The organism is Cypionkella sp. (genome assembly GCF_034376685.1).
In the GTDB taxonomy this organism is placed as follows: Bacteria; Pseudomonadota; Alphaproteobacteria; order Rhodobacterales; family Rhodobacteraceae; genus Cypionkella.
This window is the reverse complement of sequence record NZ_JAXMJJ010000110.1, coordinates 22115-48952: the sequence shown is the minus strand read 5'-3', so window position 1 is coordinate 48952 and position 26838 is coordinate 22115. Positions and strand designations below refer to the sequence as shown.

23 protein-coding genes are annotated in these 26838 nt (G+C 60.7%); 9 read left to right on the top strand and 14 right to left on the bottom strand.

From position 1 onward, the window contains the following. The first annotated feature begins 403 nt into the window (after positions 1-403). The 6 genes from ytfQ to U1A24_RS20805 all read left to right on the top strand — a co-directional run bounded on the left by ytfQ (position 404) and on the right by U1A24_RS20805 (position 6709). Positions 404-1372 (top strand): galactofuranose ABC transporter, galactofuranose-binding protein YtfQ, encoded by a 969-nt coding sequence (gene ytfQ, locus U1A24_RS20830; RefSeq protein ID WP_322323906.1) that lies wholly within the window; start codon positions 404-406, stop codon positions 1370-1372. 109 nt (positions 1373-1481) lie between these two features. Then, complete coding sequence (locus U1A24_RS20825) at positions 1482-3017, top strand: sugar ABC transporter ATP-binding protein (protein ID WP_322323905.1); 1536 nt, start codon at positions 1482-1484, stop codon at positions 3015-3017. Then, positions 3014-4015: an ABC transporter permease gene (locus tag U1A24_RS20820; protein WP_322323904.1), complete on the top strand. Its 1002-nt coding sequence runs from the start codon at positions 3014-3016 to the stop codon at positions 4013-4015. The genes U1A24_RS20825 and U1A24_RS20820 overlap by 4 nt, the downstream gene beginning before the upstream one ends. Beyond that, complete coding sequence (yjfF, locus tag U1A24_RS20815) at positions 4012-4989, top strand: galactofuranose ABC transporter, permease protein YjfF (protein ID WP_322323903.1); 978 nt, start codon at positions 4012-4014, stop codon at positions 4987-4989. Before U1A24_RS20820 ends, yjfF begins: the two co-directional genes overlap by 4 nt. 1 nt (position 4990) lies before the next feature. Then, positions 4991-5725: a FadR/GntR family transcriptional regulator gene (locus U1A24_RS20810; protein WP_322323902.1), complete on the top strand. Its 735-nt coding sequence runs from the start codon at positions 4991-4993 to the stop codon at positions 5723-5725. Positions 5726-5728: 3 nt separating this feature from the next. Next, entirely contained in the window at positions 5729-6709 is a 981-nt protein-coding gene (locus U1A24_RS20805; RefSeq protein WP_322323901.1) for an aldose epimerase family protein, read from the top strand. Here the strand turns inward: U1A24_RS20805 and U1A24_RS20800 are convergent. The 5 genes from U1A24_RS20800 to U1A24_RS20780 form a co-directional block, all read right to left on the bottom strand. Then, positions 6706-8268: a CRTAC1 family protein gene (locus U1A24_RS20800; protein WP_322323900.1), complete on the bottom strand. Its 1563-nt coding sequence runs from the start codon at positions 8266-8268 to the stop codon at positions 6706-6708. The genes U1A24_RS20805 and U1A24_RS20800 overlap by 4 nt on opposite strands. 3 nt (positions 8269-8271) lie before the next feature. Further along, positions 8272-9573, bottom strand: a complete 1302-nt coding sequence (locus tag U1A24_RS20795) for a vanadium-dependent haloperoxidase (protein ID WP_322323899.1) — start codon at positions 9571-9573, stop codon at positions 8272-8274. Positions 9574-9629: 56 nt separating this feature from the next. Continuing rightward, positions 9630-10388 carry an ATP-binding cassette domain-containing protein gene (locus tag U1A24_RS20790; RefSeq protein ID WP_322323898.1) on the bottom strand — a complete coding sequence of 253 codons (759 nt, stop codon included), beginning with the start codon at positions 10386-10388 and terminating at the stop codon, positions 9630-9632. A gap of 12 nt (positions 10389-10400) precedes the next feature. Beyond that, positions 10401-11705, bottom strand: a complete 1305-nt coding sequence (locus tag U1A24_RS20785; protein WP_322323897.1) for a sugar ABC transporter permease — start codon at positions 11703-11705, stop codon at positions 10401-10403. Positions 11706-11908: 203 nt separating this feature from the next. Continuing rightward, a complete protein-coding gene (locus U1A24_RS20780; RefSeq protein ID WP_322323896.1) occupies positions 11909-12934 on the bottom strand; it encodes a substrate-binding domain-containing protein in 1026 nt (341 codons plus the stop codon). Positions 12935-13147: 213 nt separating this feature from the next. Between U1A24_RS20780 and U1A24_RS20775 the strand changes: the two genes are divergently transcribed. Beyond that, entirely contained in the window at positions 13148-14425 is a 1278-nt protein-coding gene (locus U1A24_RS20775; RefSeq protein WP_322323895.1) for an ROK family transcriptional regulator, read from the top strand. A gap of 124 nt (positions 14426-14549) precedes the next feature. Here U1A24_RS20775 and U1A24_RS20770 read toward each other — a convergent pair whose 3' ends face one another. Both U1A24_RS20770 and U1A24_RS20765 read right to left on the bottom strand, forming a co-directional pair. Further along, positions 14550-15470 carry an NAD(P)-dependent oxidoreductase gene (locus tag U1A24_RS20770; RefSeq protein ID WP_322323894.1) on the bottom strand — a complete coding sequence of 307 codons (921 nt, stop codon included), beginning with the start codon at positions 15468-15470 and terminating at the stop codon, positions 14550-14552. A gap of 106 nt (positions 15471-15576) precedes the next feature. After that, a complete protein-coding gene (locus tag U1A24_RS20765; protein WP_322323893.1) occupies positions 15577-15744 on the bottom strand; it encodes a hypothetical protein in 168 nt (55 codons plus the stop codon). A gap of 291 nt (positions 15745-16035) precedes the next feature. On the opposite strand from U1A24_RS20765, the gene U1A24_RS20760 reads away from it, so the two are divergent. Further along, positions 16036-16500 (top strand): Rrf2 family transcriptional regulator, encoded by a 465-nt coding sequence (locus U1A24_RS20760; protein WP_322323892.1) that lies wholly within the window; start codon positions 16036-16038, stop codon positions 16498-16500. A 9-nt stretch (positions 16501-16509) separates the two neighbouring features. On the opposite strand, the gene U1A24_RS20755 is transcribed toward U1A24_RS20760, so the two are convergent. The 5 genes from U1A24_RS20755 to U1A24_RS20735 form a co-directional block, all read right to left on the bottom strand. After that, complete coding sequence (locus U1A24_RS20755) at positions 16510-18573, bottom strand: NAD(P)-binding protein (RefSeq protein ID WP_322323891.1); 2064 nt, start codon at positions 18571-18573, stop codon at positions 16510-16512. A 90-nt stretch (positions 18574-18663) separates the two neighbouring features. Next, a complete protein-coding gene (locus tag U1A24_RS20750; RefSeq protein WP_322323890.1) occupies positions 18664-19608 on the bottom strand; it encodes a LysR substrate-binding domain-containing protein in 945 nt (314 codons plus the stop codon). Between the two features lie 63 nt (positions 19609-19671). Continuing rightward, positions 19672-20343, bottom strand: coding sequence for a DUF1028 domain-containing protein (locus U1A24_RS20745; RefSeq protein ID WP_322323889.1), 672 nt, complete (start codon positions 20341-20343; stop codon positions 19672-19674). A 97-nt stretch (positions 20344-20440) separates the two neighbouring features. Further along, entirely contained in the window at positions 20441-20857 is a 417-nt protein-coding gene (locus tag U1A24_RS20740) for a RidA family protein (protein WP_322323888.1), read from the bottom strand. Positions 20858-20876: 19 nt separating this feature from the next. Further along, complete coding sequence (locus tag U1A24_RS20735) at positions 20877-22010, bottom strand: aromatic ring-hydroxylating oxygenase subunit alpha (RefSeq protein ID WP_322323887.1); 1134 nt, start codon at positions 22008-22010, stop codon at positions 20877-20879. A 230-nt stretch (positions 22011-22240) separates the two neighbouring features. On the opposite strand from U1A24_RS20735, the gene U1A24_RS20730 reads away from it, so the two are divergent. After that, positions 22241-23458, top strand: coding sequence for an NAD(P)/FAD-dependent oxidoreductase (locus tag U1A24_RS20730; RefSeq protein WP_322323886.1), 1218 nt, complete (start codon positions 22241-22243; stop codon positions 23456-23458). A 79-nt stretch (positions 23459-23537) separates the two neighbouring features. On the opposite strand, the gene U1A24_RS20725 is transcribed toward U1A24_RS20730, so the two are convergent. Together U1A24_RS20725 and U1A24_RS20720 are read right to left on the bottom strand one after the other, a co-directional pair. Next, on the bottom strand, positions 23538-24557 hold the full coding sequence (locus U1A24_RS20725) for an ACP S-malonyltransferase (RefSeq protein ID WP_322323885.1): 1020 nt from the start codon (positions 24555-24557) through the stop codon (positions 23538-23540). Continuing rightward, entirely contained in the window at positions 24554-26734 is a 2181-nt protein-coding gene (locus U1A24_RS20720; RefSeq protein ID WP_322323884.1) for a thiamine pyrophosphate-dependent enzyme, read from the bottom strand. Before U1A24_RS20720 ends, U1A24_RS20725 begins: the two co-directional genes overlap by 4 nt. Positions 26735-26838 lie beyond the last annotated feature (104 nt).

Below are 26838 nucleotides of genomic sequence, written 5' to 3'. Positions count from 1 at the left end.
TTCGAATAGAGCAATTCCAAGAGTCCCCGCCTCTAGTAGCTCTTTCTGAAATACTCCCGCCGGAGGCTTCTGCAACTCATGCCGGAGACTGTCGCCTAAAGAATGAAATGGTTTTTCATAGTGCGAATCCAAAACGGAATTCTTCGCGATTGCGTGATTCTCTTTTTCGACTCGTGCTTGGGTCTGTCGATTTGCGCTGCGCTGCGGCTGAAAAATGCTGCGGACGCGCCTTGCGCCCTCTCGTTCAACGTTTTGTGATTTCGCAACGGCTTAGCTTTGCAATCTGCCCCAAATACCGGCAAAACGCCCTCAAACTTCGTATTTTACATATAGTAATACTTTTGCTAGCCTTCTCTCAGGCCGGTGAGGGAAGACACCTGCCGCAAAATCCTAGGGAGGGATCATGTCCATTATCAAAAAACTCGCGCTGGCCGCGGGTGTCAGCGCCTTATTGTCTTCGGCTGCCTATGCCGACCTGTCGGGCAAAGTTATCGGCTTTTCGCAGATCGGCTCAGAGTCTGGCTGGCGTGCGGCAGAGACGTCGGTGACGAAATCCGAAGCTGAAAAGCTGGGGGTTGATCTGAAATTCGCCGATGCGCAGCAGAAACAAGAGAACCAGATCAAGGCGATCCGGGGCTTCATCGCCCAAGGTGTTGCGGCGATTTTGGTGGCACCCGTGGTTTCGACCGGCTGGGAAGAGGTGCTGACCGAGGCCAAGGAAGCCAACATTCCGGTCATCCTGCTCGACCGTGGCATTGACGCGCCGCAGGATCTGTATCTGACCTCGGTGGCCTCGGATCAGGTCAAAGAAGGCCGTGTGGCGGGCGAATGGCTGGTCGGCGCTGTGGGTGACAAAGAGTGCAAAGTTGTGGAACTTCAAGGCACTGTGGGCTCCAGCCCGGCGATCAACCGCAAGCAGGGCTTTGAAGAAGGCATCGCGGGCCATGCCAATCTGTCGATCATCCGCAGCCAGACCGGCGATTTCACCCGTGCCAAGGGCAAGGAAGTGATGGAAGGTTTCCTGAAAGCCGAAGACGGCGGCAAGGGGATCTGCGCGGTTTATGCGCATAACGACGACATGGCGGTCGGGGCGATTCAGGCGATCAAGGACGCCGGCCTGAAGCCGGGGGCCGATATTCTGGTGGTGTCGATTGACGCTGTGCCGGATATTTTCCAGGCGATGGTGGCGGGCGAAGCCAATGCGACGGTTGAGCTGACGCCGAACATGGCAGGCCCGGCCTTTGCGGCGCTGGATGCCTATCTGACCGACGGCACGGTGCCCGAGAAGTTCATCATCACCGAGTCGAAGCTGTATACCCCGAATGATGATCCGCAGGGCGAATATGATCGCCGCAAGGGTCTGGGCTATTAATCTGGCCTGAAGGTTGCGTCGGCCAGAGCGATCTGGCCGGCGTTGCTTTATCTGGGCTTTATCCAGGCTTTCGCGCAGAGTGGAAAGCAGGACATTGGGGAGCAAGGGCATGGTCGAAGGCATAAAGCCAGTCGTGCAAGCGCGCGGCATTGTTAAGATTTTCGGCCAGCATCGGGCTTTGGATGGCGTTGATTTCGAAGTGCGCCCCGGCGAGGTGCATGCGCTTCTGGGCGAGAATGGTGCCGGAAAATCTACACTTATCAAGATCTTGACCGGGGCCTATCAGCCTGATGGCGGTGAGATCTTGCTGGATGCAGCGCCAGTGCGATTTTCAGATCCGCTGGATGCGCAGCGCAATGGCATCGGCACGGTTTACCAAGAGGTGAATTTGCTGCCGAACCGCTCGGTGGCTGAAAATCTTTTTCTCGGGCACCAGCCGACACGGTTTGGCATCGTGCAGCGTAAGGTGATCGAGGTGCGGGCGCGGGAGTTGCTGGCGGGCTACGGGCTGGAAATCGACGTGAAGGCGGAGCTGGGCAGCTATTCGGTTGCGATGCAGCAGATCGTGGCGATTGCGCGGGCGGTGGAGCTTTCTGGCAAGGTTCTGGTGCTGGATGAGCCGACGGCGAGCCTTGATCGCAATGAAGTGGCGAAGATGTTTGAGGTGGTGGGACGGCTGAAGGCGCGCGGCCTTGGCATCATCTTCATCACGCATTTTCTGGATCAGGTGTTTGAGATTGCCGACCGGGTGACGATCCTGCGCAATGGCCGTCTGATTGGCACCAAAGTGCTGTCAGAGGTGACGGCGACCGATGTGGTGCGGATGATGCTGGGCAAGGATCTGGCGTTTGATCATGGCGGCGTGGGCGTGGCCGAAGCCCTGCAAGGCCCGGTGCGGGTAGAGTTCAAGTCTTTGGGAAAGCAGGGAAAAGTGGCTCCGTTCTCTTTGACCCTGCATGAGGGCGAGGTCGTGGGTGTGGCGGGGCTTTTGGGCTCGGGTCGCACCGAGATGGCGCGGCTGATGTTTGGCGTCGATACCGCGGATGGCGGCGAGATTTCGGTGGGCGGGCGCGTGGTCAGCATCCGCAATCCCGCACAGGCGGTGGCGGCGGGCTTTGGATTTTGCCCGGAGGACCGCAAGCTGGACGGGATTTTTGGTGAATTGTCGGTGCGCGAGAACATCATCATCGCGTTGCAAGCCAAGCTTGGTTGGTTCCGCGCGCTGAACCGCGATGAGCAGATCGAGATTGCCGGCAATTATGCCGAGGCGTTGGACATTCGCGCGGCGGATCATGAAATGCCGGTAAAGCTGCTGTCGGGCGGCAATCAGCAGAAGGTAATCCTGGCGCGCTGGCTGGCGATTGACCCGAATTTCCTGATCCTGGACGAGCCGACGCGGGGGATCGACGTGGGGGCACATGCGGAAATTGTGCGCACGATCAATCGGTTGCGCGAGGAGGGCTTAGCGTTGCTGGTGATTTCATCCGAGTTGGACGAGGTGGTGGCCTATTCCAACCGCATCGTGGTGATGCGCGATCGTGAGATGGTGGCGGAGCTGAGCGGCGCAGATATTGCGCCTTCGGTGATTGTGGCGGCGATTGCGGATAATCCGGGAGCCAAAGTTACGGCGGAGGTGGGGGCATGAAGCGGATGAACTGGCGGGGCGCACTGCTGCGGCCGCAATTTATGGCGCTGGCGGCAGTGTTGTTGATCAACTGGCTGCTGTTTCCGGGGTTCTTCGACATCACCTTGCAGGATGGGCGACTGTTTGGCAGCGTGATTGACGTGCTGAACCGCGGTGCTCCGGTGGTGATTTTGGCGATTGGCATGACGGCGGTGATCGCGACCAAGGGCGTCGATCTGTCGGTGGGCGCGGTAATGGCGATTGCAGGGGCGGTGGCCGCGGTGCTGGTGACAAGCGGGGCCTCTGCCGTGGTGGCGGTGGCGGCGGCGCTGCTGGTGGGGCTTTTGTGCGGGTTGTGGAACGGGATTCTGGTGACCTATCTGGAGATCCAGCCGATTATTGCCACGCTGGTGTTGATGGTCGCGGGGCGCGGGTTGGCGCAGTTGGTGACCGAGGGGTCGATCGTGACCTTCTCGGATCCGGTGCTGATTTTCATCGGCACGGGGTCGTTTTTCGGGATGCCGATGCCGATCGTGATCGCGGCGGTTTTGGCGGTGGCGGCGACGCTGATCGTGCGCAAAACCGCGTTGGGATTGCTGATCGAAGCAGTGGGGGTGAACCGCTCGGCTGCCAGATTTGCGGGCATTTCCAGTGGCTTGCTGTTGGTGGTGGTCTATACGTTCGCGGGGTTCTGTGCGGCAACCTCGGGGTTGATCGTGGCGGGGGATATTCGCGGCGCGGATGCCAATAACGCCGGGTTGTGGCTGGAGCTGGATGCGATTTTGGCTGTGGTGATCGGCGGCACCTCGCTACTGGGCGGGCGGTTCTCGATCCCGATGTCGGTGGTTGGTGCCTTGATCATTCAGGCGATGAACACCGGGATTCTGATTTCGGGCTTCTCACCCGAGTTCAACCTGGTGGTGAAATCCGGGGTGATCATCCTGATCTTGATGCTGCAATCGCCGATGGCCGGACAATGGCTGCGCAACCGGACTTCGGTGGAAAGGAAGACGCTATGAACCGCGCTTTGCGGCCCTTGGTGGCCACCACAGCGATCTTTGCGCTGGCGTATCTGGCGGCAATTCTTCAGTTTCCGGCCATGCTTTCGACGCGGGTGTTGGGCAATTTCCTGACCGACAATGCCTTTCTTGGCATCGCGGCGGTGGGGATGACATTCGTGATCATCTCTGGTGGGATTGACCTTTCGGTGGGGGCGGTGATCGGTTTTACCACGGTGCTGAACGCGGTTCTGATCATGTGGCTGGGGCTGCACCCGCTGTTTGCTTTCGCGATTTCGCTGACGGTGGCGGCGGGGTTTGGCGCGGTGATGGGGGCGGCTATCCACTATCTGAAGGTGCCAAGCTTTATCGTTACATTGGCGGGGATGTTTCTGGCACGCGGCGGGGCTTCGGTTTTGTCGCCCGACAGCATTGGCATCAAGCATGAGCTTTATACAACGATATCAAAGAGCTACATCCTGCTGCCCGGAGGCGGGCGGCTGACGGTGATCGGGATGATCATGCTGACAGTGTTCGCGCTGGGGATGATTTTGGCGCATCGCACGCGGTTTGGCAGCTATGTCTACGCCTTGGGCGGATCAGAGGTTTCTGCCGGGCTGATGGGGGTGCCGGTCGCGCGCACCACGATCTTGATCTACACGCTGTCGGGGTTTCTGGCGGGACTCGCCGGGATCGTGTTTTCGCTTTACACCTCGGCGGGCTATTCGCTGTCGGCGCTGGGGGTGGAGCTGGACGCCATCGCGGCGGTGGTGATTGGCGGCACGTTGCTGACCGGGGGCTATGGCTTTATCGCCGGCACCTTTATCGGGGTGATGTTGCAGGGCCTTGTGCAGACTTACATCGTGTTTGACGGCTCACTTTCGAGTTGGTGGACAAAGATTGTGATCGGCGGCTTGCTTTTCCTGTTCATATTGTTGCAAAGGCTGGTGTTCTCGGCCGCATCGCCGCGCAGGAAAGTGTTTTGGAAAACCTGAGATGAGTGAACCCGGAAGCCTTGTCCGTGCGCTTTCCGGGCGGCAGGTGGCGCGTAATTTTCATTCCTATGTGATCAGTGAGGTCGGCATCGGCATCGCCTCGGGGCAGCTTGCGGTGGGCTCGATCCTGCCGAACGATGCCGAGATGATGGACAAATACGGCGTCTCGCGCACGGTGTTGCGCGAGGCGCTGAAAACGTTGGAGGCCAAGGGGCTGGTGGAAGCGCGGGCCAAGGTGGGCACGCGGGTTTTGCCGCGCAGTCGCTGGAATCTTTATGATCGTCAAGTGCTTGGCTGGCTGCAAGAGGCGGGGCCGGGCTTGGCTTTTCTGCAATCCTATGTCGAATTGCGCGAGATGATCGAGATGCAGACGGCGCGTTTGGCAGCTTCGCGGCGTTCGGCGGAACAGTTGCGCATGCTGTTGTATTGGCTGAACCAGCGCAGCACGATGGCCGCATTGGCAGAGCCCTTCGCGCTGGCAGAGTTCGAATTTCACCGGATCTTGTGTGAGGCGAGCCAGAACCCGTTTCTGCGCGCGGCTTCGGCTTTGGTGGAATTTGGCGTGGTGCAGGCGGTGGCACCGCAATTGCGGGCGGGCTTGGCGGATTTCGCGGCAGAGAAAGCTGTCTGGTATCAGGCCTTGGCGGATGCGGTTGGCCATGCCGAGCCTGACATGGCGGGTGCCGCGATGGCTGCGATACTGGCGGTGGATCGGGTTTGGATTTTGGGGGCGTAAAGCATGGATACGCAGGTTTTCACGATCAGCGACGGGGCGGATTGTTCAGCGGTTCTAAGCCCTTACGGCGCGCGGCTGATGCAGTTGTGGGCTCCGGGGCGTGGGGGCGTGCTGGCCGATATTGTGCTGGGGCATGATGATGTGCAGGGTTATCTGGATCATCCGGGGACGTATTTTGGCGCGACCTGCGGGCGCTATGCCAACCGGATTGCGGGCGGGCGGTTTGACTGGCCGGGTGGCGTGGTGCAGCTGGATTGCAATGAGGGCGTTAACCATTTGCATGGCGGCGCGCGTGGGTTTGACAAGCGGGTGTGGCAGGTGCTGCGGGCGGATGCGCGGGGCGTGACGTTCGGGCTGCATTCGCCTGATGGTGAGATGGGGTTTCCGGGCGATTTGGATGTCGAGGCGCGGTATGAGTTTACGGGGCCTGCGCGGTTGCAGATTGAGATGACGGCGCGGGCGGCTGCGGATACCGTGGTTAATCTGGTCAACCACGCCTATTTCAACATGGCGGGGCAGGGCAGCGGGGTGGTGGACAGCCAGCTGTTGCAGATTGATGCGGATCGCTATTTGCCGGTTGATGCCGCGCTGTTGCCTTTGGGTGCGCCTGCGGATGTGGCAGGAACTCCTTTTGATTTCAGAGAGTTGCGGGAACTGGATGCTGATGTGCCTGCGGGTGGGTTTGACCACAACTTTTGCCTGAACGGCGGGGTGGGGCCTGCGGTGGTGGCGGTTGATCCGGTGTCGGGACGGGGATTGCGGTTGTTTACCAATCAGCCGGGGGTGCAGTTATATACCGGATCTTATCTGCCCGAGGGGCTGCCGGGGAAAGCTGGCGCTGTGACGGGCGCGCGGGCGGGGTTCACGCTGGAGACGCAAGTTTGGCCGGACGGTCCGAACCATGCCGATTACCCCTCCGCCGTGGTGGTGGCCGGAGGAGTTTATCGGCATGAGATGGAGTTCGCGTTTTTCGTGGCCGATTAGGGTTTTTGCAGGCGGTAAGACGCGTCGGCTTTAACCATTTCCCACGCACCGATCGTGCCATCCGGCCAGATCACCCGCACCTCAGCCTGCGTCAGATTACCCAAGCCGAAATGGCTGGGGCCAAGACTGCCACCCGCCTGACCGCCGCCGATGGTGATCTCGCGGCGCTGGATGTGGTCGGGCATTTTTACCTCGACCCAAGCGCCAATGGCATCGGTGTTCGGCGCGGTTTGGGCGAGGGTGAGCTTAAGCCAATGGTTCGGGCTTTGGCTGGTGTTGCGCCAGATTTGCGCGGGTTCGCGGCGGTTGACGACGACCAGATCCACCAGGCCATCGGCGTTGAAATCGGCCAGCGCCGCCCCGCGTGACAGGCCGGTGGCGGCAACGCCTGCGCGGTCACCGGCCTCTTCGAACGTGCCGTCGGCGCGTTGCAGCAGCAGGTTGTTGGGATCGCGCAGCGCGAAATCCGGCATGGAATCGACGTTGCCTTTGGCGATGAACAGATCGACGAGGCCATCATTGTTGACGTCTTCAAACTGGGCGTGCCAGCCGGTCGAGGGGTTCAGATCGTCGCCGGTATAGGGGCGTTGGGCGATGGCGTGTTTGGGATAGGCCACGTCTTTGAACGTGGCTTTCGCGGTGCCATCGGTTGGGATTTCTGCCAATGTTTGCAGCTTGTTATCCGCCATCGAAGTGACGAAATACTCCGGGTAGCCGTCGAAGTTCAGATCATGGCTGGCGATGCCCATGCCCCAGATGCGCAGGCGTTTCCAACCCTCTTTCTCGGTGTAAAGTGCGGGTTCCTGACCGGGGATGACGTGCCAGAGCTGCTCTTGCCCGCCTTTGTAATATTCGCGGTCATTGGCGATGCGTAAGGACGGCGTGCCAGACCGGTTCCAGTCGGAGAACAGCATCGACAGGGCGCAGAAGCTGGGTTTCAGCGCGGTCGGGGCGGCGAATTTCGCGCCCTCGGGGCGGTGCAGCCAGTTGTCGGTGCAAGAGCCCCAGGGGAACATGTCTTGTGCGATGTCGATGTAGTTGCCGACTGCCAAGGTGGGCCAAGACTGGCCTTTCTCCCAAGTGGCGGCGAAGGCGGCGGACCAGGCGTTGCCGCCGTCGAAGCCCCAAGCCTCATTCGCGCGTTCAAACTTGCAGTTGCCAAGGCCCCGCATCACCTCATTTTCGCCTTGGCGCAGCAGGACGATGTCGGGGACGCCGTCGCTGTCGATGTCGATGGGATAGGCACCGAGGACGTCTGTGCGTTCCAACCCGCTTTCGGTTTCTGTGAAGGCCAGATCACCGCCTGCTTCGCTGTTGTTGATGAACAGTTTTGCTGGGTTGGTGCCGCCCGCGATGATCAGATCGGGGCGGGCGTCGGCGTTGCAGTCGAAGCTTGAGACCCCGCCGCCAACCATGTATTCCCAATCGCCCGCGAAGATCTGAGTGACGCCTGCGGTGGCGGTGACTTCGCTGAAGCTGGGCAGCAAGGGTGCGGGAGGGGCAGTTTCGGCATGGGCAGCGACGGGCAGTAGGGCGAGGCTGAAGGTGAGAATTTTCATCGTTTAGGCCAGCGTTTTCAGGGTGTTGATAAAGCTGCCAACTTCGGCGCCTTGCCGCAGGCCGTTCTCATTTGCGGCGCGGAAATGGATGCCACCATAAAGGCGCGATGCGGCGGCCTCGGCTGCGGCGGCGTCGAAATTGGGGAAATGCCGGGGTTTGATGCCATCATCGGCATGGGTGGCATCGTCAAACGCGAAGTTCTCACCGAACACCGCTGTCAGCACCACAGCCGCCGCACCCGATTGGGTGGAATGGCCCGAGGGATATTCCGCGAAGGGCGGGGTGATCAGCATCGGCTCCCACGTTTTGTCGATCACCCGCTTGATATAGGTGACGGGGCGCAGGCGGTTGTAATTGATTTTATCGGCCCAGCAGGCGACGAAGGCATCGCTGACCACCATGCCGACCCGTGCCAGTGCATCGGCTGCGTGCAAGGCATCGGTGCCGTCGCGATGCAGGATTTGCAGGGTGATCGAGATCCAGTGGCCGGGCGGGGTGGGCGACAGCATCGGGTCATCCGACCAGAAGCGGGCGATGGCTTTTTGATCATCGGTCAGGGTTTTGGAGACCTCGTAGACCTCCATCGCCTCTAAGTAGAACTCGGAGGTTGGGTCTTCGGAATAGGCGGGCGGATCGCCTGCGGTGCAGGGGGCATCTACGGGCATCGCGAAGGGGCGGTTTTTGCCCCAGTTGGGCAGCAGCGGAGCCTGTTGCTGGACGATCACGCTGGTGGGCACCCAGAATTCGGGGCCTTTTTGCAGGGTCCATTCCATCGGGAAGCCCATGTTTTTCACATCATGGCCGCCATCGGATTTGCTGTAGTCTTCGATGTGTTTGGCAACGGCGAGGCCGTAGGCCGCAGAGCGGGCTGCGACATCTTCGGCAACGCCGTCGCGCAGTTTCATGCCGAGTTTGTCGCGCATCGCGGCCATCGAGCGTTGGCCGGTGGGTCCGGTATTGCCAAAGAAGGCAGCCACCGTTTCGCTGAGCACAGCATGCAGCACGAGGGCTTCGTCATAGGTGCCTGCATCACGCGCGGGCAGGGCGGTGAGCCCGTTGATTTGGCCTGCAAGGCTGACAGCGCCGGCACCTGAGGCGAGGGATTCATAGGCTGCGACGCCGAGATAGCCGAAAGCGCGGGCCGCGACCGGGGGGGAATAGGTGGCGGTGTGGCGGACCAGCTCTATGACCAGTTTATACCATGTCAGCAGGGTATCAGTTGGGGTGAGGTTGGCTGCGTGCAGCGGCAGAGCGGGAAGGGCAAAGGCGGCCCCGGTCAGGGCGAGAAAATGGCGGCGCTGCATGACGGCTCCTGATGGGGATGGAAAAATGGCGCGAGGTTGCCCCCGCGCCTGATGCTTCAAACGGCTTGGGGCGGTTTCTTGCCCATGATGATCATGCCAAGGATGTCTTCATCGGTGACTTCATTGACGTTCACCGTGCCAACGCGCTGGCCGTTCTTCATCACCACGGCACGATCACACAGATCCATGACGGCGTGAATGTCGTGTTCGATCAAGAAGATACCGAGGCCCTGCTTTTTCAGCTCTTGAATAAGCTCGGCCACCATCTGGGTTTCTTGCGGGCCCAGAGCGGCGGTCGGCTCATCCATGATCAGGATTTTGGCGTTAAAATAGACCGCGCGGGCGATGGCGACGGATTGGCGCTGACCGCCCGACAAGGCGCTGACCGGCACGTTGAACTTGCGGAAGTTCGGGTTCAGTCGGGCCATGATCTTGCGGGTTTCAGCCTCCATCGCTGAATCGTCAAGGAAACCGCCTGCGCCGACAATTTCGCGGCCCAGAAACAGGTTGGAGGCGGCGTTGAGGTTATCGGCCAGTGCGAGGGTCTGGTAGATGGTCTCGATATTATACTCGCGCGCGTCGCGGGGATTGTTGATCTCGGCGCGCTCACCGTTGATGTAAATCTCGCCCGCATCGGCTTTGTATGCGCCCGAAAGACATTTGATCAGCGTCGATTTGCCAGCGCCGTTGTGGCCAAGAAGGCCAACAACTTCGCCGGGATGCAGATCAATGGTGACGTGATCGACGGCCTTGATGCCACCAAAAGCGATGGAGATGTCACGCATCTCGACCAGAGGAGTGCCAGTGTTTGCCATTGCTTCAACTCCTCACTTGGTTTTCTTGCGGTAAAGATTGTCGAGATACACGGCCAGAACCAGCGCCACACCGACGACGATCTTGCGATACGATCCATCGCCAAAGCCGATCAGCACCATGCCGGTTTGCAAGCTTTGCATCACCAAAGCGCCGATGATCGCGCCGTAGATGGTGCCGACACCGCCCGCGAGCGAAGTGCCGCCGACCACGGCAGAGGCGATGACGTAAAGCTCGTCCAGATCGCCAAGCGCGTTGGTGGCCGAGTTCAACCGGGCCGAGGCCACGACAGCGGCGAGGCCGGACAGCATCCCCATCAGCGCGAAGATTTTCAGCGTGACCCAGCGGGTGTTGATGCCGGAAAGTGCGGCTGCCTCGGGGTTGCCGCCGATGGCGAAGACGTAGCGGCCAAAGCGGGTGCGGGTCATCAGGATGGTCATGACGATGCCGACAACCGCGAGGATCAGCACCGGATAGGCGAAGCCGTGGCTGACAAACGCGTCTTCCGGCAGGTTCATCTGCTTCAGGATGCCTTTCGGCCAGGGGTAGGCGTTGACCACCAGAACGGCGCCAATCAGTGCGCCGCAGCCCAATGCGCCAAGGGTGTATTCAGCCCAGACCGGGCGCAGCGCGAAGCCATGTTTCTTGCGGGCGGTGCGGCCCGAACGCAGGATCCACAGCACGGCCACACAGCCCAACAGGCCGACGATCCAGCTGCCGATCTCACCAATCGAGCCTTTTGGTCCGCCACCGAGCAGGGCGAAGCTGGAATCCACCGGCGAGATCGTGCGGCCGCTGGCCGACAGAAACGCCATGCCGCGCCAGACCATCAGGCCGCCCAAGGTGACGATGAACGAAGGGATGCCGCGATAGGCGATCAGCCAGCCGTGGAAGGCGCCGATCATCGTGCCGGCAATCAGGCCGACGATGACGGTGATGATCCAGATCGCCGGATGGCCAAGCCCAAGGTATTGCGGCAGAAATTCAACTTGCAGCAGGCCCATGACCATGCCCGTCACGCCGACAATCGAGCCGACCGAAAGATCAATGTTGCGGGTGATGATGACCAGCACCATCCCCGTCGCCATGATCCCGGTCATCGAGGTTTGCACCGACAGGTTCCACAGGTTGCGCGGGGTGAGGAACACGCCCTCGCCGTTGACCAGCGCGCCATAGAGGTGAAAACTAAGCCAGATCAGCAGCAAAGCGCCAACCATGCCCAGCATCCGGGTGTCGAGTTCGGTGTCGCGCACAAACCGGGCGACGGGGCCGAGTTTGACATTGCTGCCCTGTGGGGCGTGGGTGGGGGTATCTGTCATGTCCTCGTCCAGCTTGTGAGAGGTGGGGCGACCGGGCTGTTTCTGAACGCCAGTGCGACCCTGCGCGCTGATTTGCGGAGGGGCGGGCAATCGGGGGCCTCGGGTCTTGGGAAAAGCCCGGCGTCAGCTTAGGCTGACGCCGGACCGCTTAGATCAAAGCCGTGGCAGGATTGGCAAAGCGCCGATCCGCCGCAAGCGATGGCTTACTGGCAGGCTGCAACGCCTTCCATAGCGCCTTCACATGCCACTTCTTTGGTGATGTGGCCTGCGTCAATCGCAAGGTTCAGCGTGTCTTTGGTGATCGGCGTCGGGGTCAGCAGGATGGCGTTCATCTCGACACCCTTCTCGCCGTCGCTGAATTTGGTCGCGCCCTCGATGGCGTCAAGTGCAGCACCGTTCGCCAGAGCGGCAGCAATTTCGCCCGCTGCTTTGCCGAGTTGACGCGAGTCTTTCCACACCGAAACGGTCTGGGTGCCGCGTGCCACACGGTTGATTGCCGCCATGTCGCCATCTTGGCCACCGACCGGGATCACCATGCCCTGAGCCGACAAAGCAGCCACAACGCCGCCAGCCATACCGTCATTTTCCGACAGAACAGCGTCAACCGCGTTGTTGTTGGCGGTCAGGATCTGCTCCATGTTCTTCTGAGCGTTTTCCGGCTTCCAACCATCCGACGAGGCTTCGCCGACAATCTTGATGGTGCCAGCTTTCACCGCATCACCGATGACTTCTTCCATGCCGGCACGCAGGAAAGCTGCGTTCGGATCACCGGGGTCGCCCAGGATGATCGCGTAGTTGCCATCCGGTTTCACCTTGGTGACTTCTTCGGCGATGATCCGGCCCACGCCTTTGTTGTCAAAGGTGAGATAGAAGGTGCGGTCGTCTTCGATCAGACGGTCATAGCCGACCATCGGAATGCCTTCAGCGGCAGCCTTTTCGACGGCTGGGCCGATGGCATCTTTGTCCCAAGCGTTGATGATCAGCGCATCCACGCCTTGCGCGATCAGCGCGTCGATGTCGGAGAGCTGTTTTTCCGCCGACGATTGCGCGTCAGCCGAGATGTATTCATCGCCAGCGGCTTCGATCGCGGCCTTCATTGCGGCTTCGTCGATCTTCCAACGCTCTTCCTGGAACTGCGCCCAAGACACGCCGATTTTCTTGCCTTCTGCCAAAGCAGCCGACGAGAAACCCGCTGCGGCGATGACCGCAAGCATAATTACCTTACGCATTTTTATCCTCCCTATGGATTCGGCCAGCGTATGACCTGTTCCGCAGATTCGCTAGAACTGGCAGAAAATTGCCGCTAATAAATTCAGTTGTCAAAATAAAACTGATGGGCCAGAACGGAACAGCCGGAATATCTTGCAAATCTGCGCTGCAATGCAGCAATAATAGATCGTGTAAGAACAATTTCGCCTTGTTTTTGTTCGGAGATCAAATAAATGGCGGGTTTTGGCGGTGCAGAATCGGCAGAAGTGGGGGGCTTGGGCTGCGGCCCGCTGATCGCGCCGCTGTCCGAATCAATGCGTCCGCTGCGCCAGCAGGTGTTTGAACGGGTGCGCGCGGCCGGGCTGATTGCGCGGGTGCAGGTCGCCAAGGATCTGGGGGTTTCTCCGGCCTCGGTGACCACAATCACCTCGGAATTGATCGAGGCCGGGTTGATCGAAGAGGTCAGCGCGCCGCGCGATACCGATGTGGGGCGGGGCCGTCCTGCGGTGGCGTTGGGGGTGCGGGCGCAGGCGCATCTGGTGGCGGGCATGAAGATGTCAGACCGCGAACATTCGGCGGTGATCGTTGATTTTGCGGGCAATCTGCTGGCGAATGAGGTGGTGCCGCGCAGGCCGGGTCCGTTGCCTTTGCCGGAAATGCTGGACGCGATGGAAGCTTTGCTGAACCGGGTCTGCGCCAATGCCGGGATCGGGCGCGAGGCTTTGTCCGAGATTGGCATCGGCTTGCCGGGCTTTGTCGATCAGGCCGAGGGCGTGGTGTTGTGGTCATCAACCCTGACCGAGCGGGCGGTGCCACTGGCGCTGGCGGTGCAACAGCGGCTGGGCCTGCCGGTCAGCATCGACAATGACGCCAATCTGGTGGCGCTGGCCGAATTGTGGTTTGGGGCAGGGCGCAGTTTGGCGGATTTTGCGGTGGTGACGTTTGAGCATGGCGTGGGCATGGGGTTCGTGATGAACCACCGGATTTATCGCGGCGCGCAACGTCTGGGGCTGGAATTGGGCCACACCAAGGTGCAGCTGGACGGGGCTTTGTGCCGCTGTGGTCAGCGCGGCTGTCTGGAGGCTTACGTTGCCGATTACGCTTTGGCACGCGAGGCGACGACGGCGCTGAACTGGGGCCACCGCGAGGGACAGTCAATCTCGGTGTTGCTGGAGAGTTTGTATGAACACGCGCAGGCCGGGGACGCCACGGCGCGCAGTATTTTCCGCCGTGCCGGGCGCTATCTGGCGGTGGGGCTGGCGAATGTGGTCAATCTGTTTGACCCCGCGCTGATCATTCTGTCGGGAGAGCGGTTGAAATTTGACTATCTTTATGCGGCCGAGACTTTGGCCGAGATGGACAATCTGGTGATCAACACCGGACGGCCGCGCCCGCCAATAGAGATCCACGCTTGGGGCGATCTTTTATGGGCGCATGGGGCGGCGGCTTTGGCTTTGTCTTCGGTGACCGAGCGCGTTTTGACGGCACCGCGGGAGCTTGCGGCGCAGTAGGCTTGCGGCGTTGCACGCCGGGGGTATCACACCCCCCATGCCATTGGTCTCTCGAACCAATGGCGATACCAATGGCAAACCCGTGGGATATTTGAGCGCAGAGGATGACAATTTTAGTCAAAGTTTAGCTGCTGCCGTTCTGTTTGGCGGTGAAATCGGCCAGATGCGGGACGTAATCTTCCGCGCCATCGCCACCATTTGCCATCGCATAGGCGAAGGCGTTCTTTGCCGCCGATGCCATGCTGGTGACCACCTTGGCATCGTTCGCCATCGATTCCAGATAGCGCAAGTCCTTGTAAGCATTTGATATGGTGAAGCGATGCGCCTCGCGGTTGCCTTCCAAGGCGCAGGCCATGAAGGTTTGGTAAAAGCCGCAATCCATCCGCCCGCCGCGAATAACGCTGTCAAAGCGCGCTATCGGGATGCCGACCTTTTCCGACAGTGCAATCGCCTCGGCATAGATCGCGGCATAGCCGAGCGAGATGAAATTGTTCAGCAGTTTCATGCGGTGGCCGTCGCCGACCCCGCCGATATGCACGATCTTGCCCGCCCAAGTGGCGATGATCGGGTGGATGCGGGCGAAGACTTCTGGCGTGGCGCCGACCATGCAATCGAGTGTGCCCGCCCACGCCTCTTTCGGGGTGCGCGATAGCGGGGCATCGGCAAAATCAACGCCGATGGCCGCCAGATCGCGGGCCAGGCTTTCGGTGATCACCGGGTCAGAGGTCGAGCAATCGATCAACACCGCACCTGGGGTGAGGCCGGGTTTCAGGGCTGTCACCACCTCGGAGACCTGCGGCGAGCCGGACAGGCATAGCAAGATCACATCGCAAGCGCGGGCGAGGTCGGCCAGCGTGGCGGCCTCTGTCGCGCCGCGTGCGATCAGATCCTCAACGGGGGCGCGGTTGCGATGGGCATAGACCGTCAGCGGATAGCCTTTGCCGACGATATTCGCGGCCATGCCCTGACCCATCAGGCCCAAACCGATAAATCCCACGCGCGTCTGTGCCATGCTCGCCCCCTTATGTTTGGGAGAGAGTTGCATCGCAGTTGCAGAGTTTCAAGACTGGGCGTTTCAAGGCGGGGGGCAAGGCGGGCTTTGAATACAAAAGGCAGGCCGCGCTGACCTGCCTTTCTTTGGTTTTGATCGCTTACTCGATTTGCTGCGTCGCAATCAACGGGCTGCGACTGTAGAGACTGCCCTCGGGGGCAAAGATCACCACCATAACGCCGATATAGGCCAGCGCAAAAACAGCAAAAGCAACATAGGTCGCGCGCCGAGAAGGGCGCTGAGACATGGTCTGAGTCATTTTGAACATCCTGTGCAGCTTTGGATGGATCGTGACAACACAGTATCAAGCTTTTGTGAGTCGCGAAAGCAATATTAATCTACCAAATATATCGTGATTGATTCGGGTGGGATGAGTTGGCGGTTTCCCCTGTAATTTCGCGGGTTTCAGGGCTGGTGATCCATCGGCGATTGTTAGCTTGTGCGCAGATCCCGTGGTTCTCATTGGCAAAACCGCCGTTCAGCGGATTTGTGTCAAGTTTTTTTACAATCCCGCCACGCACAGATTGATTCCTTTTTCGGCGCCAGCTAGGTCTTGGATATGATTACGCAAAAGATGAAATACGCGTTGAAAGCGCTTTTGGTGCTGGCAGATGCGGCGGCACAGCCCGCACCTGAGGCCTTGACGATCGAAGCGATCGCCAAGCGCTCTGGCACGCCGAAGCGGTTTTTGGAGCATATCCTGCTGGAAGTGCGCAACGCGGGCATCATCGCCTCGACCCGCGGGCGCTCGGGGGGGTATCAGCTGATCAAACCGCCTGCCGAGATTTCGATATCCGAACTGCTGCGGCTGATCGACGGGCCGATAGCGCCGTTGCCCTGCCTGTCGCGCCGCGCGTACCAGCGCTGCGAGGATTGCGTCGATGAGGAAAGCTGCCGGATCCGCAAGGTGTTTGCCGATATTTTCTGGTCGTATCTGCTGCTGATTGAATCGCTGACCTTGGCGGATATGCTGCGCTCGGGCGTGGTCGCCTCGCAAGTTCTGACCGAGCCTTTGGCGTCTTAAGCCCCTCGTCTAATCCTGTAACGCCGTGACTTCGCGGCGGAACGGCAAAGCGTCACCGATATCGGGCATGTCCAATTCGCGGGCATAGCGGTGGCCGGCATAGGTCGCCCAAGCAATCGGGCCGGGGGCGCAGGCATCGCCGATCACCTTGACGGATTGAATGCCCGCATCGGCCCAATCGGCTGCGCGCGCTTGCAGATCGCGGTAGAGCTGGTCTTGGGCGGTGCGGCTGGCGACCATCACCACTGCTTCGGTATCCATGTGGGATTCGGTGCCGGTATAGACGCAAGTCGTTGTAATGCCATCAGACTGCATCGAAGCGAGTCCGGTGTTCAGCACGATTTTCACCCCAGCCGCCACCAAACGCCGATGGATTGATGCTTGCTCCAGGGTGTTCAGCGTCCAGTCCGAGACATAGGCCGAGGGTGTCACCAGCGTCACCTCACAGCCATTCTGCGCCAGAAGTTCGGCCAAAACCCCGCCCATATAGTAGTGGTCGTCGTCAAACACCGTCACACGGCCCTTGGGCAGGCGGCCCGCCATTAGATCATCGGGGGTGTAGACGGGCAGGCCCACATTGGGGATCGGTTCGACATGCATCCGGGCGACGCCATCGGCCCGCCACAAGGCACCGGTGGCAATGGCAATATGCTGAAAGCCAAAGCCGAGGATATCTTCAGCGGTCAGGCGGCTGTCGAAATAGGTTTCCACATTCGGGCGCTGGCTGATCTGATAGGCGCGGTAATCGGCGACGCGGCCCCAAGCCGACAGGCCGGGCAGCAGGCGTTCTTTCGCGACGCGGCCACCGAGGGTTGTGGTGGCTTCGGCCAAGGCCACGTCATAGCCGCGCAGGGAAAGCGCACGGGCTGCTTCCAGACCTGCGGGGCCTGTGCCCACGATCAGCACGTTTTGGCTGGGGCCTTTGGCGTTCATCTTCTCGGGATGCCAGCCTTTGCGCCATTCCTCCATGAAGGTCGGGTTTTGGGTGCAGCGGCTGATGCTTTGCGTCATGTCGCCGGTCACGCAGATATTGCAGCCGATACATTCGCGGATGTCCTCGATGCGGCCTTCTTCGATCTTTTTCGGCAGGAAGGGGTCGGCGATGGAAGGCCGGGCACAGCCGATGAAATCAAGCGTGCCTTGGCGGATCATTTTCGCCATCACATCGGGGCTGGTGAAGCGGCCGACGCCGACGACGGGGCGGGTGGTGAGTTCACGGATGCCTTTGACGAGGATCTCTTGCGCGGCTTCGTCCTTGAAACGGCTGGGGCCAGAACAATCTTCCCAAGTGCCTTGCGCCAGATCCCACAGGTCGGGCAGATCGCCGTTCATCGCGATGAAATCGCGCAACTCGGCATTGGAAAAGCCAAGCTTGCCAATCTGTTCATCCAATGAGACGCGCATGGTCAGCGCCATGGTGTCGCCCACCGCATCGCGCATATCGGCCAGCACTTCGCGGGCGAAACGCGAGCGGTTCTCCAGGCTGCCGCCATATTCATCGCTGCGCTGATTGGTGGCGCGGGACAGGAAATGTTGAAAGATACCAAAACCATGCGCGCCGTAGAGGCAGATCAGATCGAAGCCCGCCAGTTGGGAGCGTTTGGCGGCATTCACAAACCAGCGCCGCAGGTTTTTGATGTCGGTCTTATCAAGCCCGCGCGCCTGCACCGGGTCATTGGTAAAGGTGCGGATCGGGCCGGGCGAGACTGCCATCGGCACCTCTTTGGTGTAGAAATTCGGGCCGTTGATGCCGGAATAGGCCAGTTGAATCCCCGCCAAACCGCCGTGGGTTTTCATCGCCGCAGCCATCTTGGCGATGGCTGGAATGTCCTGATCTTCCCACAGACGCAACTCAATGAAGGGGGTGATTTCAGAGGTGTGGTGCATCTCGGTCTGTTCGGTGAAGATCACGCCCCAACCGCCCTCGGCCTTGATGCCGCGCATCGCAGCGGCGGCGGATGGGTCGCGATAGCCCGCGCCATTGCAATGCGGCACCTGGTAGAAGCGGTTTTTGGCGATCAACGGGCCGATGGCTTGCGGCTGAAACAGAATATCGTAGCGGGGGTCGCGCATTTTCCGGCCTCTCGGGTGGGGTGGCGGCACATTGGCAGGCAGGGGCGTGGCGTAAAGGATGTAAAGATGAAGCGTGACTTAGGCTGTGCCTTAGCTGCTGCGGGGGACTTTCAAATGGAGGCCGGGGGTGGAGTTCAGGGTGATCTCGGCGCGGGCGTGGTCGATGAACGCCTGCACGGTTAACGAAATCCCCGCGCCTTCAGCGAGGGCAAGTCCCAGTTTCATCGGGCGCACGGCCCCCGTCAGCGGCACATAGCGCAGGCGGCGGCCATCGGGGGCGGCGTCGGTCAGGGGCCTGATATTGGCGATGGAATAGCCAAAACCGTTGGCCACCATCGACTGCATCACGCCCATATCGCGGGTACGCTCGACGATGTTGGGACGCAGATTGTTGGCGGTGAAATGCGACAGGAAATAGTCGGCGGACAGCGGCAGATCCAGCAGGATCATCGGATACTCCGCCAGATCGCGCGGGGTGACGTGATCGCGCTGCGCGAGCGGGTGGTCGGGCGGCATCACGGCGTAGGGCGGCAGAGTGACGAGGGGGATGAAGTTGAGATCAGAGGGAATATCAAGATCATAGCTGAGCGCGATATCGAGGCTGGCTGAGCGCAGAGCGGCGAAGATTTCAACCTGGTTCAGTTCCACTTGGGTGAAATCCACCTCGGGGAATTGCTGCACAAAGCTGTGGCGCAGTTGCGGCAGAACCATCTGGGCGAAGGTAACAAGGCAGCCGACAGAAAGCGGGCCACGCACCTTGCCGGTGATCTGATTGGCGAGTTCATTCAGCTTTCCGGCCTCGGTCAGCACCTGCTTGGCTTGCGCAACAAATTGCTTGCCGCCTTGAGTCAAGGACAGCCCATGTGCATGTTTGCGCACGAACAGCGCCAAACCAAATTCAGCCTCAAGCTGCGAGATCGCTGCCGAGATTGAGGGGCTGGAGACGTTAACCTTTTCGGCGGCAAGCGCGATTGAGCCACTGTCACCGACGGCCACAAGATATTCCAACTGACGAAGCGTGAAGCGAAGCGGCATTTGGGGCTGTTCCCGGATTTGGATTAGGGACAGCCTAAGCATAATGCGATGTCTGCGGCAAACCTATTCGTCGCCGGGCACGCCGTAAGACGGGGCTTGGGTGGGGTCTTGCGCGCGTTGCACATAGGCCGCCATTTGCGGGCGGTAGATTTGCCAAGCAGTCTCAAGGGCTTGGATCGGAGTGTCGGACCAATCAATCCGCAGATCGACCAAGGGCCAGTCGAGTTTGTCGGCGATTTTCATTCCCGCTGAATGCACAGGGCCAGCTTCGCCGCCTGCGGCCAGACCTGCGGTGAGAGCTGCAATCAGGCGGTCGCCGAGATGGCCTTTGGTGGTTTCAAACGCGGCGATCATCGCGTTGGGAATGGTGGGGTTGGCCAGCAGATTGCCACCTGCGGCACAGTCTTGGCCTTGGGCTTCGCCCCAGATGCCGAGGACTTGTTTGCCGGAATGGATGGCGGTTCTGCCTTGGGCATCAATCACAATAAGTTGTCGGAAATCAATATGTTGACGGCCTGTGGTGATCTCCGCCAAGGCCTGTTCTGCGGATTTGCCTTGGGCCAATGCGTCCAACAACAGCGGCCCCAAGCCTGGGTCGGTGATGTTTTGACTGGCGACGGCACCAACGCCCGCGCGGGTGTGGGCGCAGCGGGCGGCGACTGCGGGGGAGGAGGACGAGATCACCATGCCGAATTGGCCGGTTTTGGCGCAGCGGGCGATGAGGGAGAAGGTCATATGTCGTCCTTTTGGCCAAGCGCCGGGGGTTTCACACCCCCGGACCCCGGTGGGGTGTTTTGGGACAGATGAAAAGTTTTAGCTAAGTTTTAGGCAGTTAGTCTGGGATGACTGCCGTTGCATCAATCTCGACCAGCCAATCCGGTCTGGCCAAAGCCACCACGGTCAGCCCCGTGCAAACCGGATGCACGCCTTTGATATATTCGCCCATCACGCGGTAGACCGGTTCGCGGTGGCGCACGTCGGTCAGGTAGACGACGAGCTTGACCAGATGCTCCATCCGGCCACCGGCTTCTTCGATCATCTGTTTGATATTGGTCATGACTTTATGGGTTTGCTCGGCGGGATCATGACTGCCAAGGTTCTCGGCGGTGTCGAGATCTTGCGGGCAAGCGCCGCGGAAATACAGCGTCGTTCCGCCACGGGTGGCGACGAGGTGGCAGAGGTCGTTGTCGAGGTTCTGCTCGGGGTAGGTGACTTTGGTGTTGAACTTGCGGTAGCGGGTGATGGTCATTGTGGTTTCCTGTAGGTCGTTAAGCCGGGATGCGGCTGGCGAGGTATTGCGCGAATTCGAAATTTGGCCGCTCTAGATGGCTCAGCGGGCCGGGGGTTCCCATGCCCGAAAGCAGGCCGCGATAGACTTTCTCGGTGCAGCCTTTGTCCTCGGCGTTCACGTCATCCAGCAGGGCTTTCACCTTGGCCAGATGGGCCGGGGCCTTGGGGTCTGCCAGCCAATCGGCGCTCATCCCCATGCCAAACAGCACGTTGACGCGGCCGGGGCCGTCGGGGGTTAGCGACAGATACCAGAAATAGCCCGGTGTCAGGGTGATCAGCAGCGAGGGGTAGATCGCCAAAAGCCAAGTCTTGCGGCGATCATCGCCTTGCAAGGTGGTGTTGGCGGGATGGGCGAGGGCCAGCGGAACGGAATCGTTTTTCAAAATCCAGTGGTAGTTGAAGGCTTCGGTGCCTTCGGGGCAGATCATCTCATCCAGTTTCGAAGCCCCGCCGATGGTGCCCGCGTGGCACATCGGCAGATGGTAGGATTCCATGAAGTTCTCGGCCAGAACCTTCCAGTTCGTCGCCCAGTTGAAGCTTTCCTGATAGGTCTCGGTATAGGTCGACATATCCAAGTTCGGGATCAGATCACGCACATCGGCGAGGGCGATTTCGGGATCGGGCGCGTCGGGATTCAGGCTGACCATGATCCAGCCTTGCCAGATCTGGCAGCGGATTTGCGGCAGGGAAAGCTGATCTTTGCAGAAGCCTTCATTCAGCGTCATCGCGGCGGCCCCGCGCAGAGTGCCGTCGAGATTGTAGGTCCAGGCGTGATAGGGGCAGACGATGGCGCGGGTGGTGCCACGGCTTTGCAGCAATGTGGACATGCGGTGACGGCAGACGTTGGACATCGCGCGGATTTGGTTGTCGCGGTCGCGCAGCACGATCACCGGCTCTCCGGCGATTTGCATCGTCAGATAATCACCGGGATTGGCGAGGGTTTCGGCGCGGCCCGCGCAGAGCCAGTCTTGCGCGAAGATGTATTTCTGTTCGGCGGCAAGGAAGGCATCGCTGGTATACAGCGATTTCGGCATCGCGTGGGCCTGATTGAACGGCACTGAGACATTGGCGTGCAACTCGGCGGCGGGGGTGATGCTGTGATGCTGGTTCATGGCGTGCTCGCGGCTGAGGGCTCGGGTAGAGCCTGAACTTTGCCCGAAAGCGCGGTCGTGGGCTATCAGTGTTTTGCTCAGCTTTGCTTAGGCGGTGGTTAAGCCAATCTGTAGGGTAGCTTCGAGCTTAGCCTAATCAATGCTGCATGAAATCCTTATTTGCGCAGGGCCGTGGCTGTCTTACACGATGGGGAACAGCCGATGAGGCCACGACAGAAAAGGACGCCGCGATGCCCGTTGAACATATTGACACGCTGATCATTGGCGGCGGACAGGCCGGGCTTGCGATGAGCGCGCAGCTTAAGGAACGCGGGGTGCCGCATCTGGTGCTGGAGCGGCACCGGATTGCCGAGCGGTGGCGCACGGAACGTTGGGATTCGCTGGTGGCCAATGGTCCGGCCTGGCATGACCGCTTTCCGATCCTGACCTTTGACGAGATCGACCCGGATGCTTTCGCGCCGAAAGAGCGGATTGCGGCGTATTTTGAGGCTGTGGCCGAGAAGATCGCAGCGCCGATCCGCTGCGGGGTTGAGGTGACCTCGCTGGAGCCTTCGGGGGAGCGGTTTGTGGCCGAAACCTCGGCGGGGCGGGTTGAGGCCCGCAATGTGGTGGTGGCGACGGGGCCGTTTCAGAAGCCACTGATCCCAACTTTGGTGCCGGACAGCGCCGGGATCGTGCAGATGCATTCCAACGCCTATCGCAATCCGGGGCAGTTGCCGGAAGGGGCGGTGCTGGTGGTGGGAGCGGGGTCTTCGGGCGCGCAGATCGCGGATGAATTGATGCGGGCGGGCAAGCAGGTTTATCTGTCGGTTGGGCCGCATGATCGGCCACCGCGCGCGTATCGGGGCCGCGATTTTGTCTGGTGGTTGGGCGTGCTGGGGCAGTGGGATGCGCGCGCGAAAGAGCCGGGGACCGAGCATGTCACGATCGCGGTTTCGGGTGCGCGGGGTGGGCATACGGTGGATTTCCGGCGCTTGGCGGCGGGGGGGATGACCTTGCTGGGGCGCGTCGGGGAATATCGCGACGGGGTGTTACAGGTGGGCGGCGATCTGGCCGCGAATATCCGGCGCGGAGATGAGAATTATCTCGCGACCTTGGATCTCGCGGACGCTTATGCGGCGGCTGAGGGGTTGGATCTGCCTTTGGAGCCGGAGGCGCGGCTGATCGGGCCGGACCCGGATTGTGTGAGCAATCCGATCTTGGCGCTGGATTTGCAGGCGGCGGGGGTTTCGTCGATCATCTGGGCGACCGGGTTTGGACTGGATTATGGTTGGTTGAAGCTGGACGCATTCGATGAAAAGGGCCGTCCGGCGCATGATCGTGGAGTTGCGGGGGTGCCGGGATTGTATTTCCTGGGGCTGCCTTGGCTGTCGCGGCGGGCGTCTCCGTTCATTTGGGGGGTCTGGCATGATGCGGATTATTTGGCGGAACATATCGCGGGCAGGTAGTGTCCACGCGTGGACAGAAAGCGCCGCAAGTGAAATCAATCACTTGCGGCGTTTCGTTTACTGTTTGGTAACGCTTGGCTCAGGTGACGAGGCTGCGTTGCTCGGGCAAGCCCATTGAAATCAGCAGCGGGTTGGCGGCTTGGCGGGCTTGGAAATCTGCTTTGCTGGATAGGCCCTGCCAGTTGGCGAGGATCAGGCTTTGCGCCACAGCGCCGCCGAGCGTCGTTCCGGGGCCTGCGATGATGAACAGGTCGGGGGCGAATTCGCGCGCAGCGGTGCGGATGGCGGCGGTGAAGTCGTAGGGTTCGGTGACTTGGTGGCCGAGGGTGTAATCGTAGAGGTCGGCGGTGTGGGTGGCGCCGGGCCACCAGATGCTGCCGCGCCCGTCGATCAGCGGTTTTTGCGGGTGTTGGAACAGGGTTGCGGGCAGGGCGGTGCGGCCTTGCGCGGCCACGGGGGCTTGCAGGGCGGTGTGGAAGGCTGCGTGATTTGCAAGCCGCATCGGGAAGCGGGATTGCTCGGGGGGGACGATTGCCTCGAAGGCTTTCAGGCCGGATTCGTTGCCTGCGAGGACCAGCATGCCACCTAGGTCGATGGAGAGCGTCAGGATGTGATCGGGGCGGGTGTTGATATCCGCCGCTATCGCCAGCAATTCGGATTTGCGGGTGGGGTTTGGCTGCCAGTTTTCATCCAGGAACGGATGGATGATCTGGCCGCCGATCAGGCTTTGCTGCATCAGCGTGCCCATGGTGTTGACGACTTCAAAGCCGTTTTCAGGAGTGAGCGCGCCCGCGCAGGCGAGGGCCGAATACCAGCCCATTGAATTGCCAGTGACGGCTGTGATTTCAATGCCTTGCAGGCTCAGGGCATCGCCCAGAGTGCAGGCGTAGATCAGGGCGGAGGCGTTGTCGCCTCGGGTGTGTTTTGAGACGGAATAGGTCGCGGCGCTATCGAGCGCGGTCAGGGTTTCTTGGTTAAGGGCCGTTCGGCGGGCATCGAAGTGGGCCAGCAGCTTGCGGTCGGGGAAGCGGGCAAGGCTGCCGAGTTCGGTCTTGGTATAGGTGCCACGACCGGGGCAGATCAGGATGGCTTTTCTCATTTGCAAAGCTCCACGGCGGCGGTGGTGATGGAAGCGGCGCTGGGCATCGTTGCGGCATAGGCGGGGCCGGTGGCGATGAAGCTGTCTTGTGCCGTCAGGCGGGCGAGGTTGGTGGGCGGGCCTTCGTGAAAGAGCGCCATCAGGGCTTCGGCCACGCCGCCGGAATGGCGGGTTTCATCGACGATCAGGATGTTTTTGCAGCCTTTTGTGGCGGCGAGCAGGGCCTCGACGGGAAGAGGGGAGAGCCAGCGGGTATCAATGATGCGGGTCCTGATGCCAGTGGCCTCGATTTCCGGAAGCGCTTGATGTGACAGGTAAGTACCGTTGCCAAAGGTGACGATGGCGAGGTCGGTGCCGTCGCCGTGCTGGCCGACTTCACCAAAGGCGATGGTTTGATCGGGGGCAGGGTAGCGTTGCATCCAAGCGCCGTCTTTGTCGCTGTGCAGATCGCGCGCAGGATACAGCGCGATGGGTTCGAGGAACACCACGAGGCGCTGTTCTTCGCGGGCAAGGCGGGTGCATTCGCGCAGCATTTTCGCGGCATCGGCACCGTTTGAGGGTACGGCAAGGATCAGGCCGGGGATGTCGCGCAACACGGCGACCGAGTTGTCATTGTGGAAATGGCCGCCGAAGCCTTTTTGATAACCCAGACCCGCGATGCGCAGCACCATTGGGTTGGAATATTGGCCGTTGGAGAAGAACGGCAGGGTGGCGGCCTCGCCGCGCAACTGGTCTTCGGCGTTGTGCAGATAGGCGAGGAATTGGATTTCCGGGAACGGGATGAAGCCGTTTTGTGCCATGCCGATGGCGAGGCCGAGGATGCTCTGTTCATCGAGCAGGGTGTCGATCATGCGGGCTTGGCCGAAGCGCTGGGTGAGCTTTTGGGTCACACCATAGACGCCGCCTTTGCGGCCAACATCTTCGCCCATCATCACGATTTCGGGGTGGGTCAGCATCAGATCGGTCAGCGCCCAGTTGATCAGGCGCGACATGATTTGCGGCTCGTCCATCTGTTTCAGATCACCGCCGAAGGCCGCTGCGCGGGCGTCGGGGCTGGGGCCATTACTGGGCTTGCAGGTGCGGAGGGGCGGGATGATCGCGGCCATCACGTCTTGGGCGGTTTTCAGGTGCGGGCGGGTGATGGCTTCGGCGGCGATGCGGGTGATGCGCTGGGCGGTGTCGTTATAGATATCGAGCGCTTGGGTGGCGGTAAGGGCGGCGGCCTGGTCGAGTTGGCGGACCATGTGGAGGAGGGAATCGTGGGCCTCTTCGGCCTCGACTTCCTCTCGGGCTAGGTAGGTGGTGGGCATGTCCGCGCCTGCGTGGCCGTAGAGGCGGATGGTTTTCAGGTGCAGAAAGGCGGGTTTGCGGCGGGTGCGGACATAGTCGGCGGCCTCTTGCGCGACCTTGTAGGTCTCGTAGATATCGAGACCATTGGCGTGGAAATACTTCAGGCCGGGGCGGTGTTTGAAGCTGTTGGCGATCCAGCCGGTGGGGGTTTTGGTCGAGATGCCGATGCCGTTGTCTTCGCAGACAAACAGCAGCGGCAGGGGGAGGGACTGATAGGAGGTCCAGCCTGCGGCGTTGAACGCGCCTTGCGCGGTGGAATGGTTGGCAGAGGCATCACCAAAGCTGCAATAGACGATGGCATCATCGGGAAGTTGTGCATGCTCGGGTCGGTTTTTCTTTGCCGCACCAATGGCATAGGCGGCACCGACGGCTTTCGGCAAGTGGGAGGCGATGGTGGAGGTTTGCGGCGGGATGTTCAGCGATTTGGAGCCCAGAACCTTGTGGCGGCCGCCGGAGATTGGGTCATCGGACGAGGCGGCGAAGCTGAGAAGCATGTCGTAAGCGATGGTTTGCCCCGGCACTTGGCCCGCGCGGGCGATCTGGAAGGCGGCGTCGCGGTAGTGCAGGAAGGCCATATCGGTGGGGCGCAGGGCGAGGGCGACCGCCGCCAGCCCTTCATGGCCCGAAGATCCGATGGTGTAAAACCCGGTGCCTTGGCGCTGCATCTCCCGCGAGGTGCGATCCAGTGCGCGGGAGATGCAGGCGGCGCGGTAGATCGCGACGGCATCTTCAGGGGCCAGCGGGCCAGTGGGGGCGGCACCTTGCGGGAAATCGCGGGCGGCGACTCGGCGCAGGAAATTTTCGTGCACGATGACAGAGCGGCCCATGATCTTCTCCCGATTTGCCGCATTTTTAGCCGAAACCGCAGGGCTAAGATATTGAGAAGACAGCATGGGACTATGCAAAATCGGCATAGAGGCGGCTGGCCTTA